Source organism: Actinomadura violacea (assembly GCF_017573465.1).
GTDB classification, from domain to species: domain Bacteria; phylum Actinomycetota; class Actinomycetes; order Streptosporangiales; family Streptosporangiaceae; genus Spirillospora; species Spirillospora violacea.
In genome coordinates, this window is the sequence record NZ_JAGEPF010000001.1 from 410,770 (window position 1) to 426,161 (window position 15,392).

Consider the following 15,392-nt stretch of genomic DNA (forward strand, 5'->3'; position numbering starts at 1 on the left):
TTCACCCGGCCCGTGTGACGCCTGCGAGGTCGGTGATGAGGTCCGGCAGGACCTGTTCCTCTTCCACGCGGACGCCGCGCTCGGCCATGGCCGGCGCCAGCGCGGGGTCCCAGGGGGTGGGGGAGGGGCGCCCCGCCAGCGGAGTGCCCGACGCCGCCTCGCGGTACGCGGTCGCGTCGTAGCGCCAGGGGCGCCAGCCGACGCGGTCGCGGACGGCCGCGGCGATCGCCACGCCGCCCCAGTCGAAGTCGCCGTGGTAGGCGAACTCGGCGCCGCCCCCGGCGAGGAGTTCCAGCAGGCGCCACACCGCGGCCGACGGGCGCCCGTTGCCGCAGACCAGAGGCGGGCACGCCGGACCGAGGGCGTCGGACGCGGCGGTGAGAACGATGGGGTTCTCGCAGACGCGGACCAGGCCGGCGCGCATCGGTGCGGTGTGGCGGCGCAACTGGCGCAACGTGAGCGACACCGGTTCGCCGCGCATGGCCGCGAGCATCCGGCCGGTCGCGGTGCCCGCGTCGCCCGGCAGGCCCACGCACAGCACGGTGGAGGACAGCTCGTCCAGGTGCACCCCGACGGCGGCCCATGCCTCGCGGCGGGACCCGGCGCCGCCGTCGGCACGGAACGGCAGGCCCGCGATGGCGCGCGCGCAGGAGAGGGCCAGCGTGGCGAGGGGCCGGCCGTCGTCCAAGGCGTGCGCGTTCCCGCACGTCTCGGCGGCGAACCGGCCCAGCGGGATGCCGCCGGCGGGGAGCGCGCGCGCCACCGCGGCGAGGTGCCGCAGCATGCCGGCGGCCTCCCCGGGGCCGGACGCGAGGCGGCGGACGAGGCCGGAGGAGTCCAGCCGCCCGCGCCACTCGGCCATCTCGGGGCGGGCGGCGACCGCCTCGTCCAGCGGGGCGAACGCCGCGTTCCAGGCAGCGGCCGCCTCCGCCTGCTCGCGGGCCAGATCGCGGACCGGACCGTCCAGGACCTCCACGGCACCGGCCAGCCCGCCGGCGCAGGCGCCGCTCGCCCGCAGCACCCGATCGACCTCGGTGAGGGACACCGACAGCGATGTGCCGGTGCCGGCGCGGCGCCCCAGCAGCAGCTCGGCCGCGCGCCGCTGGCCGGGCGCGGCCCCGGCCAGGGTCACGGTCCCGGTCAGCGGGCGGCCGCGTTCCAGCCGCCGCCGGACGCGCCGCACCAGCCAGGCCGTGTCCGGGCCGCCGAGCAGCCGCCGCAGGCGGTCGGTGTCCGTCATCCGAACAGGCCGCCCTGCCCGGCCGCCGGTTCGGGCTCCGCGACGTCGGCGCGGGTGCGCTCCCGGCCGTCCCACCGCCACGGCGTCACAAGCACGGCGTCGATGCCGTCCCGCCGCGACAGCTGGCAGATCGACAGGCCGGGCACCTGCGGGTAGCAGCCCCATTCGCGCTCGCTGGTCATCACCACGTCCATGTCGAAGGTGGCGAGCAGGCCGAGGCACTTGGCGCGCGAGTCGTCGTCGACGCCCGCGAACGCCTCGTCCAGCGCGACGAGCCGCGGCGCGTGCGGGTTGCCGGCGGACTTGTAGTGCGCGGACGCGGCGGCGAACAGCGGCACGGACGCGGCGAGCACCCGCTCGCCGCCGGACGCCGGGCCGGTCGCCGGACGCCACTGCCCGTCCTGGAGCCGCTGGATCGCGAACGCGTGCCAGGACCGGTAGTCGAGCGCGCGGGTGAGCTGCTCGGTCCAGCCGGACGCCGGGTCATCGGCGTGCTCGCGGGCGATCTGCTCCTGCAGGAACCGGCCGACGGCGGCGCGGTCGTCGGCGGACCAGGCGTCGATGGTCTGCCGCAGCCGGTCGCGGACGCGGTCCAGCCCGTCCGGGGCGTCCTTCGCGGGCCTCCAGACGAGCCGCAGCCGCATCCCGGTGGACGTCGGGCGGGAGGTGAGCTCGGCGTTCATCTCCCGGACCTCGCCCTCGGCCGCCGCGATGAGCTCCTGGAGCGTGCCGGCGACCTCGTTCAGCAGATGGTTCTCCAGGATCTCCCGCTCGCGGGCCGACAGCAGCCGCGCCCGGTGCCCCGTCTCGGCCGCCAGCGCCTCCGCCAGGCCGGGGACGTCCCGGGAGCGGCCCTGGAACAGCACGTCCACGACCATGATCCCCTCGCTCAGGGTCAGGCCGACCGAGTGGCCGTGCCGCGACATCGCGTCCGACAGCAGCTTGTGCTCCTCCGCCACCTTCTTCTGCACCCGGTCCCACGGGCCGTCGCCGTCGTCGACCGCTTCGAGACCGGCGTTGACGGAGCGGGCCAGCAGCACGGCCGGGCTGGCCGCCCACTCCTGCGCCGGGTCGGGGACGTCCAGGCCGGGCACGGCGACGGGCAGCAGCCCGGTGGCGGCGAACGCCCGGAACTCCGCGACGGCCCTGTCGCGCGCCCCGGACGCCTCGGTGATCTGCTCCCGGAGCGCCTCGCGCGCACCCTCCGCCTTGCCGCGTTCCTCCAGCGCCGACCGCTCCCGCCCGGCGGCCCGCGCTTCGGCGGCGTCCCGTCCGGCCAGCGCCGCCCTGACCTCCTCCAGCCGCCGGAACAGCTCGTCGACGGCGGCGCCCGCCGTCTCGACCAGCGCCCGGTGCCGCTCCGCCGCGGCATCGGCCTGCCCGCGCGCCTCCGCCGCCCGCTCCGCCGCCTCGCCCAGCCGGTCCTCGGCGAGCGCGAGCTCGCCCGCGGCCTCCCGGGCCGCCTCCCGGGCCGACAGCAGGGCCTGCGCGGCCGGCCACAGCCCGGCCAGCGCCAGCCGGTACCCGGTGACCGCCTCGCGCACCCGCGCCAGTTCCGGCCCGCCGTCCGGCAGGCCGACGTCCGCGGCGAACTCCGCGGCCCGCTCCGCCGCGTCCGCGACCTCGTCGCGGCGCCGTGCCGCGGCGTCCTGCGCGCGCGTGTGGTCGCCGTCCAGCTCCCGCCGCCTGCGGTGCTCCCCGGCGAGCCGGACATGGGCCTCGCGCAGCGCGGTGTCGCGGGGCACGGACCGGTGCTCGGCGGCCAGCGTCTCCCGCCGCGCGGCCAGCTCGCCCAGCTCGGCCTCCAGCGCCGAGATCCGCGCCCGGGTCTCGGCGAGGGCGGAACGGAGCTCGGCGATCCGGGCCCGGCGGGCGGCCTCGCGGGCGCCCTCGCCGATGAAGCCGGCCGCGTCCTTGCGCCAGGAACCGGCGAGGGCGCCGTTGGCCCACCGGCCGTCGACCGCCACCCACGTCCGCGCACCCGGGCCGAGCCCCAGCCCGGCGAGGACGGCGTGCACCGCGCCGTCGCCCAGCGCGGCGGCCCGCGGGTCGGCGCGGTCGACCGCGGGACGCAGCACCAGCGCGCACGACGGCCCCTGGACGGGCTCGCCGGCCAGCACGAACGTGTCGCCGTCGCCGTCACCGATCAGGGCGCCGTCCGGTGTCACCCACGCGTCCAGGATGCCGGACGCCTCCAGCGCGGCCTCCAGCCCGGCGCGGTGGTCGGCGGGCACGGTGGCGGCGAAGTCGACGACCTTCCACAGCGGCGCGCCGGGCCGTCCCTCGCGGGAGCCGGCGCGGGTGTGCGGGACGGGCGGGACGTCGTGGCCGCCCGACTCCAGCCGCCCGATCTCCTCCAGCCGCGACGCCTCGGTCTCGCGCTCGGCCCGCAGCCGGGCCCGCGCGTCGGCGACGCGGCCGCCGAGCGCCGCCGTGGCCTCCCGGGCGGCGTCGTCCACGGCGGTCGCGGCCGGGTTGCGGCCCTCGGCGGTCTCCGCCCATGCCGCCACCTCCGCCAGCACCGCGTCCGGGTCGTCCACCGGGATCTCGGTGAGCCGGGCCAGGTAGGCGACGTACTCGTCCAGCAGCCCGGCCGCGCCGGCCCGCGCCCGCTCCTCGGCGCCGCCGATCCGCTCGCCGGCGGCCTGGAGCTCGGCGCGCAGCCGCTCCGCCTCCGCCGTGGCGGTCTCCAGGCGGGTACGGGCCGCGGCCACCTCCGCGGCCAGCCGGTCGAGTTCGGTGAGGGCGCGTGTCCGGTCGTCGGCCAGCGCGCCGGTGGTGCGGCGCGCCCCGGCGGGGTCGGTCTCCCAGTCCCGCACGGCGCCGGCGTGGGCGGTCCCGCATCCGGCGGTCGCCGCGTACTGCGCCGAACGGTCACCGGCGGCCGCGAAGGAGGCCTCGGCCTCGTCGGCCCGCGACCGCGCCGTCCCCGCCCGCGCCTGCTTCCGCGCCACCTCGCCGGACAGGTCGTCGCGGTCGCGTTCGAGCCGCGCGGCGTACGCCTCCCGGCGCCGCGCGTCCTCGCCCATCTCCTCGATGCGCTTCGCGTCGCGCATCTCCGGGCTCGCCTCCAGGGCCTGCCGGCGCGCGTCCAGCCGGGTCTTCTCCGCCGCCAGCTCCGCCAGCAGCCGCCCGGCCTCGTCCAGTTCCTCCTCCGCCGCCGCGAACCGCGCGTCCGCCTCGGTGAGGTCCCGGTTCAGGTGCTCGTACCTGCTGTGCGCGAGGCGCGGCCCGGCCGCCCTGCGTTTCGCGGCGATCCGGGCATACCGGGTGTAGTGCCCGAGGAAGCCGGTGGCGGCCCGGTGCGCCTCCTCCAGGGCGCGCAGCGCGTCCCGCTCCTCGTCCAGGCCGCGGAAGGCCTCCGCGACCGTGGTGACCAGCGCCGGGCTGAGCGGCGGCAGCGCCTCCGTCAGCGCCCGGGACAGCAGCCGCTCGTCCGGCTTCTTCGACAGCTGCGGCTGGCGGAGCTGGATCAGCAGGTTGACCAGCGCCCCGTAGCGGTGCTCGCCCAGGCCGAACAGCGCCTCGTCCACCGCCCGCCGGTAGTCCGACGCCCGGTCGTAGACGAGCCCGTGCCCCTCCACGGCCTCGCGCAGCTTCTCCCGCGTCAGCGACACGCCCGTCTCCGACACCAGCGACAGGTCGACGCCGACGCGGCGGGTCGTCACGAAGAACCAGTGCCGGACGATCCCGCGGTCCTTCACCGCCTTCAGCCCGCAGCCGAGCGTCCGGTACTCCTCGGTGCCGTCCGCGTGGCGGCGGCCGAACTCCAGCCAGGTGTAGCCGAGCCGCTCCGGATGCGGATGCTTCCCGCCGAGCAGCAGGTTCCACTCCATCCGCTTCTGCCGGTCGCCGTCGGGCTCGACCCGGTGCGGGGCGAGCTCGCCGTCCAGCAGGAACGGCAGCGTCAGCGCCAGCACCTTCGACTTCCCGGTGCCGTTGTTGCCGCGCAGCAGCAGCCGCCCGTCATGGAACCGGAACTCCTCGACGTCGTAGTAGAACATGTCGACGAGCCCCGCCCGCAGCGGCTTCCAGCGTTCGGACGTCGCGGTGGGCGCCCCGCTCATGTCGCGGTCCTCCTCGGTTCCCGGACGGTCGGTTCCTCCACGGCGAAACGCGCGATCGCCGGACGCGCCCGGACCCGGCCAGGGGACACCTCCACCAGGCGCAGCGCCGCCAGCTTCTCCAGCGCGACGCTGAGCAGCTCCTCCGCGGCGCCCGGCTCGGTGACACCCTTGCGCCAGTACGACCTGTGCCGCACCGCCGCGTCCCCGACGAACGCGACCAGCTCGTCCCGCCCGGCGCCGTCCTGCCCGGCGCCGTCCCGCCCGGACAGGTACTCGGCGACCAGCAGCGTCACATGCCCGTCGGTCCGCTGCTCCGGCATCCGCACGTCCGTCATCTCGTCGTCGGGGTCGACCATCGCCACGCCCTCGGCCCGCACCTCGGCGACGAGCCCCGCCGCCTCCTCGATCCGGCGGGTGATCGCGGCGCGCTGCGACACCAGGTAGGCGCGCTCCGCCTCGTCCAGGTCGTCGTAGTACACCACCGGGTCCTCCAGCAGCCTGCGGGTCAGGCCGCGCCGCAGCGCCCGGTTCCGCAGCTCGTCGGTGTCGGGGACCGGCTCGTCGGTCAGCTCCGCCAGCCGCTCCTCGAACCCCGGCGCGGTGACCGTCGACGGCCCCCGCGTCCCCGTCAGCAGCGCCGCCAGGACGACCCGGCGCACGTCGTACAGCACGTCCCCGGTCGCCGACAGGTACGACTCCTCGTCCCCCGACACCCGCCGCAGCACGCCCCAGCCGAGCAGCAGCCGCACCACCGCCACCAGGTCCGCGCGCTCCGCCCGGCTGTCCAGCGTGAACGGGAACGCCAGACCGGGCTCGGCCGCCGCGTTCAGCACCTCCTCCGCGAGCCGGCCCAGCGTCGTCTGCGCGTCCGCCCGCTCCAGCACCGCCAGCGCCAGGCACAGCACGACGTAGCGGCGCCTTCCGAACGGCTCCCCGGCCTTCCCGCGCGCCGGATGCGTGCCGTCCTCCAGCGTCGGCGCCGTCTTGAACAGCCGCGCCGCCTCCGCGTCCACCCGCAGCCGCCAGCCGGTCTCCCTGCTCAGCCATTCGCGCAGCTCCGCCTGGTACCGGCGGACCAGCACCACGTCCTCCGGATCGGACTCGACGGTCAGCAGCGGGCGCCGCAGCAGCGCCCGCAGCGCCGCCCGCCGCCGCGGGGCGTCCTGCTCCTCGCCCACGCCGCCGCTCATGCCAGGTCCGTGATCTCGATGAGGTGCTCGGGCCCGCCGAGCACACCGTCCTCGGTCATGACGCGCACCTCCCCGCCGCCGGGCACCAGCGACAGCCGCACCTCCAGCGACCCGTCCCCGGTGACGGCCTTCACCTCGGTGTCACCCGGCAGCCGTGCCGCGAGCGCGTCCCCCAGCAGGGACAGGAACAGCCGGAACGCCCGCGCGTCCAGCACGCCCAGCTCCGACAGCAGGACGGGGCCGCCGGTGCGCAGCCGCGCCCGCGCCGCAGCCGTCTCCGCGGCCTCCCGGTCGGCGCGCTCGCGCAGCAGCCGGCGCATCTCCGTCCGGTCCTGGACCCGGTTGGGCTTGCCGCGCCGCTCGTAGGAGCCGGTCCGGCGCAGCTGCGGCGAGATCCGCACCGGCGGCGCGTCCGCCCACGGCGCCCCCTGCGGTTCCGTCTCCGCCCACTCCGCCAGCGTCGCGGCCGTGACGGTGAGGTGCCGCGCGGACGCGAGCCCGAACGCCGCCCGCCACAGCCGGTGCATCGCCGCCTCGTCCGGAGCCTCGGCGAACCAGCGGGCCAATGTCCGGAAGTCCGCCGACCGGTCCGAGCGGCCCGAGCGGCGCTCGTTCAGCAGCCCCACCGTGTCGAGGAGCTGCTTGATCGCCGTCACCGCCGACTGGCGCAGCAGCCGCGCCTGCGACGGGCGGTCCGCGCCGCCGGAGACGAACCAGTCCCGCAGGCCCCGCCACCGGTTGCGCCACGACTCCAGCGCCGCGGCCTCGGCGCGTCCGAACGCCTCGGCGGCGTCCGCGCCCTCCGGGACCGCGTCGGACGCCTCCCGCCGCGCCGCCAGCCCGAGCAGCCGCTCGTGGCCGCGCGCCTCGGCCTCGTCCAGCAGCCGGGCGATGTGCGCGCCGGAGTTGGCGAGGTCGGCGATGAACCGGTTGATGTAGTCGATCAGCCGTTCCTTGTAGGCGATGAACCCCTCGACGTCGCCGTCGGAGAAGTCGATCGCCCGCCGCAGCGACGACATGAACGCCTGCGCGTTGTCGGCCAGCGAGGAGAACCGGTCCGCCAGCGCGAGCAGCAGCAGATGGACCTTGGCCGGATCCGGGTCCTTCTCCGCCGCCAGCACCGACAGGGCCGCGAGCTGGTCGGCGATGTCGGTGAGCGCCACCGACTGCAGCACGCCGCGCTGCCCGATCGCCTCCTCGTAGAACGCGATCGCCTGCTCGGCGGCGTGACCGGCCGCGGTGAGCTGGAACAGGAACCGCTTGCGGTGGAAGTCCTCGACCGTGGTCACCCGGCCGGTGTCGGCGTCGGCCCGCAGGTTTCCCCATTCGACGAGCTTGTCCAGCGCCTGCGCGAGCTGCTCGTCGCCGTCGCGCCGCAGCTCCGCCGCCACGTCCTCCGGGCGCAGATGGACGATGAACCGCTCCTTCGCCCGCGCGAACGAGCGCAGCACGTCCCTGTACAGGGCCGCGTTCGGCGCACTGAGATGCGCGAACGGCTGCGCCCCTCCTTCCGAAACCCGATCCGCCACCGCCCCATTGTCACCTTCCGGCAGGAGTGAATGCGCCGACTTCGTCCACTCAGGAATGTCGGACCATCTCACTACGCTCCTACCGTCAGTGAGTACGCGACCGCAGATTGTGAGTACGGTGGAACTTCATCCCACGTCAACGCGGCGTCAGGCCCGGCAGGACGAATCGCGCAGGCTGCGCGGTCTCGAGCGTGAGGCGGCGGCGCGGGCCAGAGTGCTTCTCGCGCAGCGGACGCCGCCGGACCGGGTGGTCCTCCGCCTGGGTCCCACCAACTCCGGAAAGACCCATGGCGCGATCGAGTTCCTCGTCGCGCAGGCCGAGCAGGGGCGGTCGGGCACCTACGCCGCTCCGCTGCGGATGCTCGCCCAGGAGGCCTACGAGCGCCTCCGCACACGCCTGCCCCCCGAGCGCGTCGGCCTCCTGACCGGCGAGGAACGGATCAATCCGCAGGCCGATGTCGTCTCCTGCACCGCCGAGTCGGCGCGCATCAGCGGCGACGCACTCGCACTCGACGAGGCGCACTGGCTCGCCGACCCCGACCGGGGCCACGCCTGGACCAGGCTGCTGCTGGCGGGCTCCCACCGCCACATCCATGTGGCCGCCGCACCCGAGGCCGGCCACCTGATCCGCGCCGCCCTCGCCGGGGCCCGCCACATCGAGACCGAACAACACGCGCGGCAGGCCGAACTGCTCCACACGTCCGCACTGAAGCCCGCGACGATTCCCGCAGGCTCGGCGGTGGTCGCCTTCAGCCGCAGAGCCGTGCTGGCCCTGCACCGCGAACTGCTCGATCACGGCCGCAGCGCCACCGTCCTGTACGGAGCCATGCCTCCCGGAGCGCGCCGGGAGCAGATCCGGCGGCTGACCGCCGGCGAGGTCGAAGTGATCGTCACGACGGACGTCATCGGCCACGGGATCAACCTGCCGCTGCGCGCGGTGGCCTTCGCCGAGACCACCAAGTTCGACGGCAGGGAGCGCCGCCCGCTGCGCCTGTGGGAAGCGGCGCAGATAGCGGGCCGCGCCGGCCGGCGGGGCCTTGGCGCCGGGGACGGGACCGTCGCGGTGTACGCGAGCGGTGTCCCCGGCTTCGCCCCCGACCGGGGGCTCGTCCGCGCGGCCGTCGCCGCGGCGAACGGCGCGCCGTCCGGCCTCTCGATCACCAGGGCCCATCTGCGCCCGGACTGGCCCGAACTCGGCGAACCCGCCCCGGCCGAGATCCCGCACGCCCTGACCGGCTGGCGGAGGGCGGCCCGCCACGAGGCCCGGGCCCACCCCTGGCTGCGCCCGGCACCGATCGAGACGCTGCTCGACCAGTGGCACGCGATCCGCGCATCGGTCGGCGTCCGCGCGGCGGTCGACGCCCCCTGGCCCGGCGCGGGCCCGACGGTCTGGCGGCTGATGACCCTGCCCGTGGACGCCGGCGGCGCCCTCGCGGAGATCGCCTCCGCGGTGCTGACCGGCCGCTCCCTGCGAAAGCTGCTCCGCGCCGGATCCGTGATCTCCCGGATGGGTCTCGACGAGGCGGAACGCCACGCCGCGACCATGCGCGACCTGCGGGCCGCCGGCCGGTCGTTCGGCCCCGTCGGCGGGGTCGACCCGGAAGAGGCCTCGGCAGGAGAAGAAGCGGCGTCCAGGCGGATCGCCGGACTCGTCGCCCGGCACGGCCCCCTCGCCGACGCCTCACTGTGCGCGTCGTGCGGTGGCCCGTGCGCCCCCTGGTTCAGGCGATGCGACGACTGCCACCACGCCGTCTCCGGCTGGTACTACGGGGATCCGTACGGCTGGTGACCGAACCCTGGCTCCGGCGGGACGAGCGCCTGCCGCCGGCCTCGCTGTGGCTGCTCGAGGAACGTACCAGCGCCGGCGGCACCGACCGGGCCCTCGGCGCGCTCGCCGGTCGAAGGCGCTGCTTCCCGACCGCCAGGCCGTCTACCAGACGCTCGGCGTCCGGCTCGTCTACCGCCCGGACAAACAAGAAATCCGGGTCGAGGCTGACCTCGACCCGGATCGTGTCGTGACATCCATGACCCCGAATTTGGGGAAACGGTACGTGTCCGAGGGGGGACTTGAACCCCCATGCCCCGTGAAGGGCACTAGCACCTCAAGCTAGCGCGTCTGCCTATTCCGCCACCCGGACCGGTGTCGCAGGCCGCAGCGCGGCTGCGGCGGGCTTCACCATACCAAAGGACTCGAGTCGCGGCGAAGTCGATCGAGCGGGCACGATGGTGGGGTACGAGGACGGCTAGCGCGAAGGTGATCACTGTGGCCCACCAGCCGACCGCTGAGGACGAGGTCGTCGGGCTCTGCCAGGAGCTGATCCGGATCGACACCAGCAATCCGGGCGACCATTCGGGGCCCGGGGAGCGGGTCGCGGCGGAGTACGTCGCCGAGAGGCTCGCGGAGGTGGGGCTGGAGGCGACGATCCTCGAGTCGCACCCCGGGCGCGCCAGTGTGGTGGCGCGGATCGAGGGAGAGGACCCGGGGCGGGACGCCCTGCTGCTGCACGGGCACCTGGACGTGGTGCCCGCGCGCAGGGAGGACTGGACGCGGGACCCGTTCGGCGGCGAGATCGCGGACGGGTGCGTCTGGGGTCGCGGGGCCGTGGACATGAAGGACATGGACGCGATGATCCTCGCGGTGGTGCGGCAGCGGCTCCGGGAGGGGCGCCGGCCGCCGCGGGACGTGGTGCTGGCGTTCCTGGCCGACGAGGAGGCCGGCGGCAAGTGGGGCGCGCAGTGGCTCGTCGAGGAGCATCCAGGGCTGTTCGAGGGGTGCACCGAGGCCGTGGGGGAGGTCGGCGGGTTCAGCCTGACGGTGCCCGGCGACAAGCGGATGTACCTGATCGAGACGGCGGAGAAGGGCATCGCGTGGATGAACCTGACCGCCAGGGGGACGGCCGGGCACGGGTCGATGGTGCATCCGGACAACGCGGTGACGGCGCTGGCGGCGGCGGTCGCGCGGCTGGGGGCGCACGAGTTCCCGGTCCGGATGACGAAGACGGTGCGGGCGTTCCTGGAGCGGGCGTGCCTGGCGTACGGGGTGGAGTTCGATCCGGAGCACCCGGAGGCGTGCCTGGAGGAGATCGGGCCGCTGGCGCGGATGATCGGGGCGACGCTGCGGCACACGCTGAATCCGACGCGGCTGGACGCGGGATACAAGACGAATGTCATTCCGCAGAGCGCGACGGCTCAGGTCGACGGGCGTTTCGTTCCGGGTTATGAGGACGATTTCTTCGCGACGGTGGACGAACTTCTCGGGCCGGACGTCCAGCGGGATTTCGTGCATCACGACCACGCGCTGGAGACCGAGTACGAGGGGGCGCTGGTCGCGGCGATGGAGGCGGCGCTGACCTCGGAGGACCCGGGGGCGCTGCCGGTACCGTACTGCCTGAGCGGCGGGACGGATGCGAAGTCGTTCGCGCGGCTCGGGATGCGGTGCTTCGGTTTCGCGCCGCTGAAACTGCCCCCAGAGTTGGACTTTTCCGGAATGTTCCATGGCATCGACGAGCGCGTTCCGGTGGACGGTCTGCGCTTCGGCGTGCGGGTTCTCGACCAATTCCTTGATCGGTCTTGAAATTCCCGTTGCCAATGCGATGTGTGGTGCTATCGTCACCGTTCGTAGGGACCCGCCCGTCCCGTGAGGGATGGGCGGTGGTCGCAACGGAGGTCTCACGGTGGCAGGTGTCGCGGCGCGGGCAGGGACGGTTCCCGTCCTGCTGCGCCGTGCCGTCGCCGCGCGGATGGTCCGGCGGCTGCTCGTCCTCGCCGGCCTGCTGATCGCGGGCTGGCTCCTCGGCGGCATGGCGCAGCAGGCCAGCGCCAGCGCCGCCGAAACGCCCGCGCCGAGCGTCCCGGCCAAGGTCGCGCCGGTGCTGGCGCACGTGCTGAAGGCCCCGCGCACGCCGGCGATCCCGCCGGTGGTCGGGGCCGTGAAGCGCCCGGCGCCCGTGCGGGCGCTGGCTCCGGCCGGGCCCGCGGCGCCGGTGCGGCCGGCCGCACCGGCGGCGAAGGCCGCGGCGCCGGCCGACCGGCACGCGGTCCCGCAGAAGGTCCACCATGCTCCCCGCCGCGCGGCGCGGAGCGCGGTGCGCGTGCACCGGTCGCCGGACCGGACGCACGCGGTCCAGCGGACGCCCCGGGCGTCCCATGTCCGGCATCACCGTGCCATTGAGCGGCATCCCGCGCCTTTCCAGGCGCCGGACCGGTCCGGCACGCACTCGGTGGCCTGCGGCGGTGTTCCGATCGGTGCCGCCGCCGGGCTGCCGTCCGTTTTCCCCTGGGCTCCGGTTCCGCCGCGAGCCTGCGTTCCGCGCGCTTTCGGCGCGGTTCCCCCGGCCGTCCGCACCGCTGCGGACGAGCCCTCTTTCGCGCCTGACTAATTCCTGATCTGAGCGCTCCCGGCGTGGGCCCGTGCGGCTCGGGCCCGGCGTGAGCGTGCCGTCAGGCGTGTCCTTTCCACGAGACCGAACCGGGGTCTCGGCATTCCATTCATCATCCCCCGAACGGAGCATCATGCGAACGTGGGCAAAAAGCACCGCGCGCACCGCGGCGGTCACCGCGAGTTTCGTCGCCCTCGGCGTCAGCGCCATTCCCGCCAACGCCTTCGCCGACACCACGAACGGTGACGGCAGCGTCCTCGGCGGCAACCAGGTCGACCTGCCGATCTCCGCGCCGGTCGACGTCAGCGGGAACGGCGCCGGGATCGTCGGCGCCGGGCACGGCGCGTCCAGGGGCGGCGCGTCCGTGCTGAACGGCGGCGGCGGAGGCGGCCAGCACACCTCCGGCAAGGGCAGCGTCGGCGGCGGCAACCAGGTGAACGCGCCGATCTCGCTGCCGGTGAACGCGTGCGGCAACGCGGTCGCGCTGATCGGCAAGGCGGGCGCGGGCTGCCCCGGCGGCTCGTCGGTGCGCAACGGCGGCGGGCACGGCGGCCAGCAGACCTCCGGTGAGCACAGCGTGCTCGGCGGGAACCAGGTGAACGCGCCGATCTCCGCGCCCGTGGACGTCTGCGGCAACGCCGTCGCGATCATCGGCAAGGCCGAGGCGGGCTGCAAGGGCGGCGCGATCGTCGACAACGGCGGCGACGCGGGCCGCGGCCGCAGCGGGCAGAGCACCGACGGCGCGCTCGGGGTCATCGCGGGCAACCAGGTGAACGCGCCGATCAGCGCGCCGGTGAACGTGTGCGGGAACGCGGTCGCGATCGTCGGCGAGGCGGTGGCCGGCTGCGAGGGCGGCGCGATCGTCAAGAACGGCGGGCACACCGGCGCGGGCCAGCAGACGAACGGGCTGCACAGCGTGCTCGGCGGGAACCAGGCGAACGCGCCGGTCAGCGCGCCGGTGGACGTGTGCGGGAACGCGATCGGCAACGCCCTGGCCGCATGCGAGGGCGGCGCGTCGGTGCGCAACGGCGGGCACGGGTCCGGCGGCCAGACGACCGACGGGGTGTCGAGCGTCCTCGGCGGGAACCAGGCGAACGCGCCGATCAGCGTCCCGGCCTCCGTCTGCGGCAACGCCGCGGCGCTGGTCGGCGAGGCGGGCGCGTACTGCGAGGGCGGCGCGCACGCCCGCACCAGCTCCGGCGGCGGCCAGCACACCTCCGGCACCGGCAGCGTCGGCGGCGGCAACCAGGGCAACGCGCCGATCACCGCCCCGGTCGACGTCTGCGGGAACGCCGCGGCGGTCGTCGGCGAGGCGGCCGCGCACTGCAACGGGCAGACGCTGGTCGAGGGCCCGCAGGGGTCCGGCGCGCAGACGTCCGGGAACGGCAGCGCCGGCGGCGGCAACCAGGCGAACGCGCCGACGAAGGCCCCGGTGGACGTGTGCGGGAACGTCGGCGCGGTCGTCGGCCGGTCTCTCGCGAAGTGCCAGGACGGACCGGGCTTCGGCGGCTACCACCCCTACGCCCGGTCCGCCGGCGAGCCCGCCGCCCCCAAGGGGACCGGCGACCCGCTGCCGGTGAACCCGGGGCTGCCCGTCCTGCCGAAGCTGCCCGTCACCGCGAACCACCGCGACGGCGGCCCCGCCGCACTGCCCGTGACCGGCCTGCCGAACGCGACGCAGGCGGTGTCCGGGACGCTCTCGCAGGTGAACGGGATCCCCGCGACCAAGAGCGTTCCGGTCTCGGACGCCCTGTCCGCGACGAACCTGCTGCCCGGTGCCGGCGACGTGCAGCGGACCGGTGCCCCGTCCCTCGGCCCGGTGCCCGCCTCGCAGCTGCCCGGCGTGCGGAGCCTGCCCGTCCAGGGCCAGCTGCCGACGGTGAACGGCCTGCTCAACGGGGCGATGACGCCGACGATCACGCCCAAGGTCAACGGGCTGCCGCGGGTGCCCGCCGCCGGGAAGCGGTCCGGCCGCGGCGGCGGCAACGGCATGACCATCGCGACGCTGCCGGTGAACCCGGGCGCGGTGACCGGCAACGCCGGGAAGGCGCTGCCTGCGGTTCCGGCGGCGCCGGTCGTCCCGGTGGCCTCGAACGCCCGCACGTCCGGCACCGGGAACCCGCTTCCGGTGAACGGCCTGCCGGGGACGAACGGGATCAAGCTCCCCAAGACCGGCGCCGTCAAGCTGCCGGCCGCGGGGAACGTCGCGCTGCCCGCCGGGGCCGTCAAGGCGCCCGCGCCCGTCACCGACCTCGGCCCGGCCCGGACCGTCGCCGCCCACGAGCCGATCGCGCCCGCGGACGGCTCGCTGTGGGGGCTCGGCATGGCGGTGATCGGCGCGGCGTTCGCCGGCGCGGTCGCGCTGACCCGCCGGCTGCGGCCCGGCCGCCGCTGACCGGCCCGGCCCGCCGGCGCGGCCCGGTGCGGGCGGCCGCGCCGGCGGAGCCCGGCCCCGCGGGGCCTGCCGGACGGTGATCAGCTCCCGTCCGGCAGGCCCGTCCAAGACGCTTCGCCCGTCCCGGAGGCGCGGTCCGGGACGGGCGAAGCCCTGCCCGCGGCCCCTGTACCGTTCGAGCACGTCGCAGGGCGAATATGATTACGTGACGTCATAGGTTTCGCACGTAGTGCTACGCTCCGTCCGGGACGCGGCGGACCCGCCCCGAAACGGGGCCGGATCACCGGGAACGGTGGAATCGGAGCGAACCTCCGCGATCGGCCGGAACCGCGGCCGGCCTGGCATGACGGCCGGTGCGCGCGGTCAGAACGTGCGGACGGCGCGGATGACCTTGCGGCGGAGCTGAATACGGCGGCGGCCGTCCGGGTAGAGGCGCAACCGATCGATCTCCCAGCCGCCGTGCTCGGCGTGCTCGGTCAGGATCTGCCGGGCCGTGTCACGGGTGGTGCCGGCCGGCAGGGACAGGACGAGGTAGGTGTACTGCACCATTGCGACCATTATTACTTGGTGGACCGGGTGTTGTGCATCGTAC

9 protein-coding genes and 1 tRNA gene are annotated in these 15,392 nt (G+C 75.6%); 4 read left to right on the forward strand and 6 right to left on the reverse strand.

All coding sequences use genetic code 11. The features are described from left to right. Window position 1: 1 nt before the first annotated feature. Genes J4709_RS02050 through J4709_RS02065 form a run of 4 tightly spaced genes read right to left on the reverse strand, consistent with a single transcriptional unit; the run spans window position 2 to window position 8,026 of the window. Window positions 2-1,240 carry a TIGR02679 family protein gene (locus J4709_RS02050; RefSeq protein ID WP_208236203.1) on the reverse strand — a complete coding sequence of 413 codons (1,239 nt, stop codon included), beginning with the start codon at window positions 1,238-1,240 and terminating at the stop codon, window positions 2-4. Then, window positions 1,237-5,307, reverse strand: a complete 4,071-nt coding sequence (locus J4709_RS02055; protein ID WP_208236205.1) for a TIGR02680 family protein — start codon at window positions 5,305-5,307, stop codon at window positions 1,237-1,239. The genes J4709_RS02050 and J4709_RS02055 overlap by 4 nt, the downstream gene beginning before the upstream one ends. Then, entirely contained in the window at window positions 5,304-6,497 is a 1,194-nt protein-coding gene (locus J4709_RS02060; RefSeq protein WP_208236207.1) for a TIGR02678 family protein, read from the reverse strand. The genes J4709_RS02055 and J4709_RS02060 overlap by 4 nt, the downstream gene beginning before the upstream one ends. Beyond that, the gene (locus J4709_RS02065; RefSeq protein WP_208236209.1) at window positions 6,494-8,026 is read right to left on the reverse strand and encodes a TIGR02677 family protein; all 1,533 of its coding nucleotides are present in this window, start codon (window positions 8,024-8,026) and stop codon (window positions 6,494-6,496) included. Before J4709_RS02065 ends, J4709_RS02060 begins: the two co-directional genes overlap by 4 nt. A 214-nt stretch (window positions 8,027-8,240) precedes the next feature. On the opposite strand from J4709_RS02065, the gene J4709_RS02070 reads away from it, so the two are divergent. Further along, window positions 8,241-9,815, forward strand: coding sequence for a helicase-related protein (locus J4709_RS02070; protein ID WP_208236211.1), 1,575 nt, complete (start codon window positions 8,241-8,243; stop codon window positions 9,813-9,815). Window positions 9,816-10,078: 263 nt separating this feature from the next. On the opposite strand, the gene J4709_RS02075 is transcribed toward J4709_RS02070, so the two are convergent. Continuing rightward, a tRNA-Leu gene (locus J4709_RS02075) sits at window positions 10,079-10,164 on the reverse strand. A 125-nt stretch (window positions 10,165-10,289) separates the two neighbouring features. Here J4709_RS02075 and J4709_RS02080 point away from each other — a divergent pair. From J4709_RS02080 to J4709_RS02090, 3 genes are all read left to right on the forward strand, one after another. Beyond that, the gene (locus J4709_RS02080; RefSeq protein ID WP_307800870.1) at window positions 10,290-11,600 is read left to right on the forward strand and encodes a M20/M25/M40 family metallo-hydrolase; all 1,311 of its coding nucleotides are present in this window, start codon (window positions 10,290-10,292) and stop codon (window positions 11,598-11,600) included. 100 nt (window positions 11,601-11,700) lie between these two features. Continuing rightward, a complete protein-coding gene (locus tag J4709_RS02085; RefSeq protein ID WP_208236215.1) occupies window positions 11,701-12,405 on the forward strand; it encodes a hypothetical protein in 705 nt (234 codons plus the stop codon). A 133-nt stretch (window positions 12,406-12,538) separates the two neighbouring features. Continuing rightward, window positions 12,539-14,800 carry a chaplin family protein gene (locus J4709_RS02090; protein WP_208236217.1) on the forward strand — a complete coding sequence of 754 codons (2,262 nt, stop codon included), beginning with the start codon at window positions 12,539-12,541 and terminating at the stop codon, window positions 14,798-14,800. Window positions 14,801-15,163: 363 nt separating this feature from the next. On the opposite strand, the gene J4709_RS02095 is transcribed toward J4709_RS02090, so the two are convergent. After that, window positions 15,164-15,349, reverse strand: coding sequence for a DUF5703 family protein (locus J4709_RS02095; RefSeq protein ID WP_151540728.1), 186 nt, complete (start codon window positions 15,347-15,349; stop codon window positions 15,164-15,166). Window positions 15,350-15,392: the final 43 nt, after the last annotated feature.

What these genes read in the sequence shown, in the direction of transcription:
- J4709_RS02050 (WP_208236203.1), bottom strand. Translation starts at nt 1,240, where the DNA reads ATGACGGACACCGACCGCCTGCGGCGGCTGCTCGGCGGCCCGGACACG.
- J4709_RS02055 (WP_208236205.1), bottom strand. Translation starts at nt 5,307, where the DNA reads ATGAGCGGGGCGCCCACCGCGACGTCCGAACGCTGGAAGCCGCTGCGG.
- J4709_RS02060 (WP_208236207.1), bottom strand. Translation starts at nt 6,497, where the DNA reads ATGAGCGGCGGCGTGGGCGAGGAGCAGGACGCCCCGCGGCGGCGGGCG.
- J4709_RS02090 (WP_208236217.1), top strand. Translation starts at nt 12,539, where the DNA reads ATGCGAACGTGGGCAAAAAGCACCGCGCGCACCGCGGCGGTCACCGCG.
- J4709_RS02095 (WP_151540728.1), bottom strand. Translation starts at nt 15,349, where the DNA reads ATGGTGCAGTACACCTACCTCGTCCTGTCCCTGCCGGCCGGCACCACC.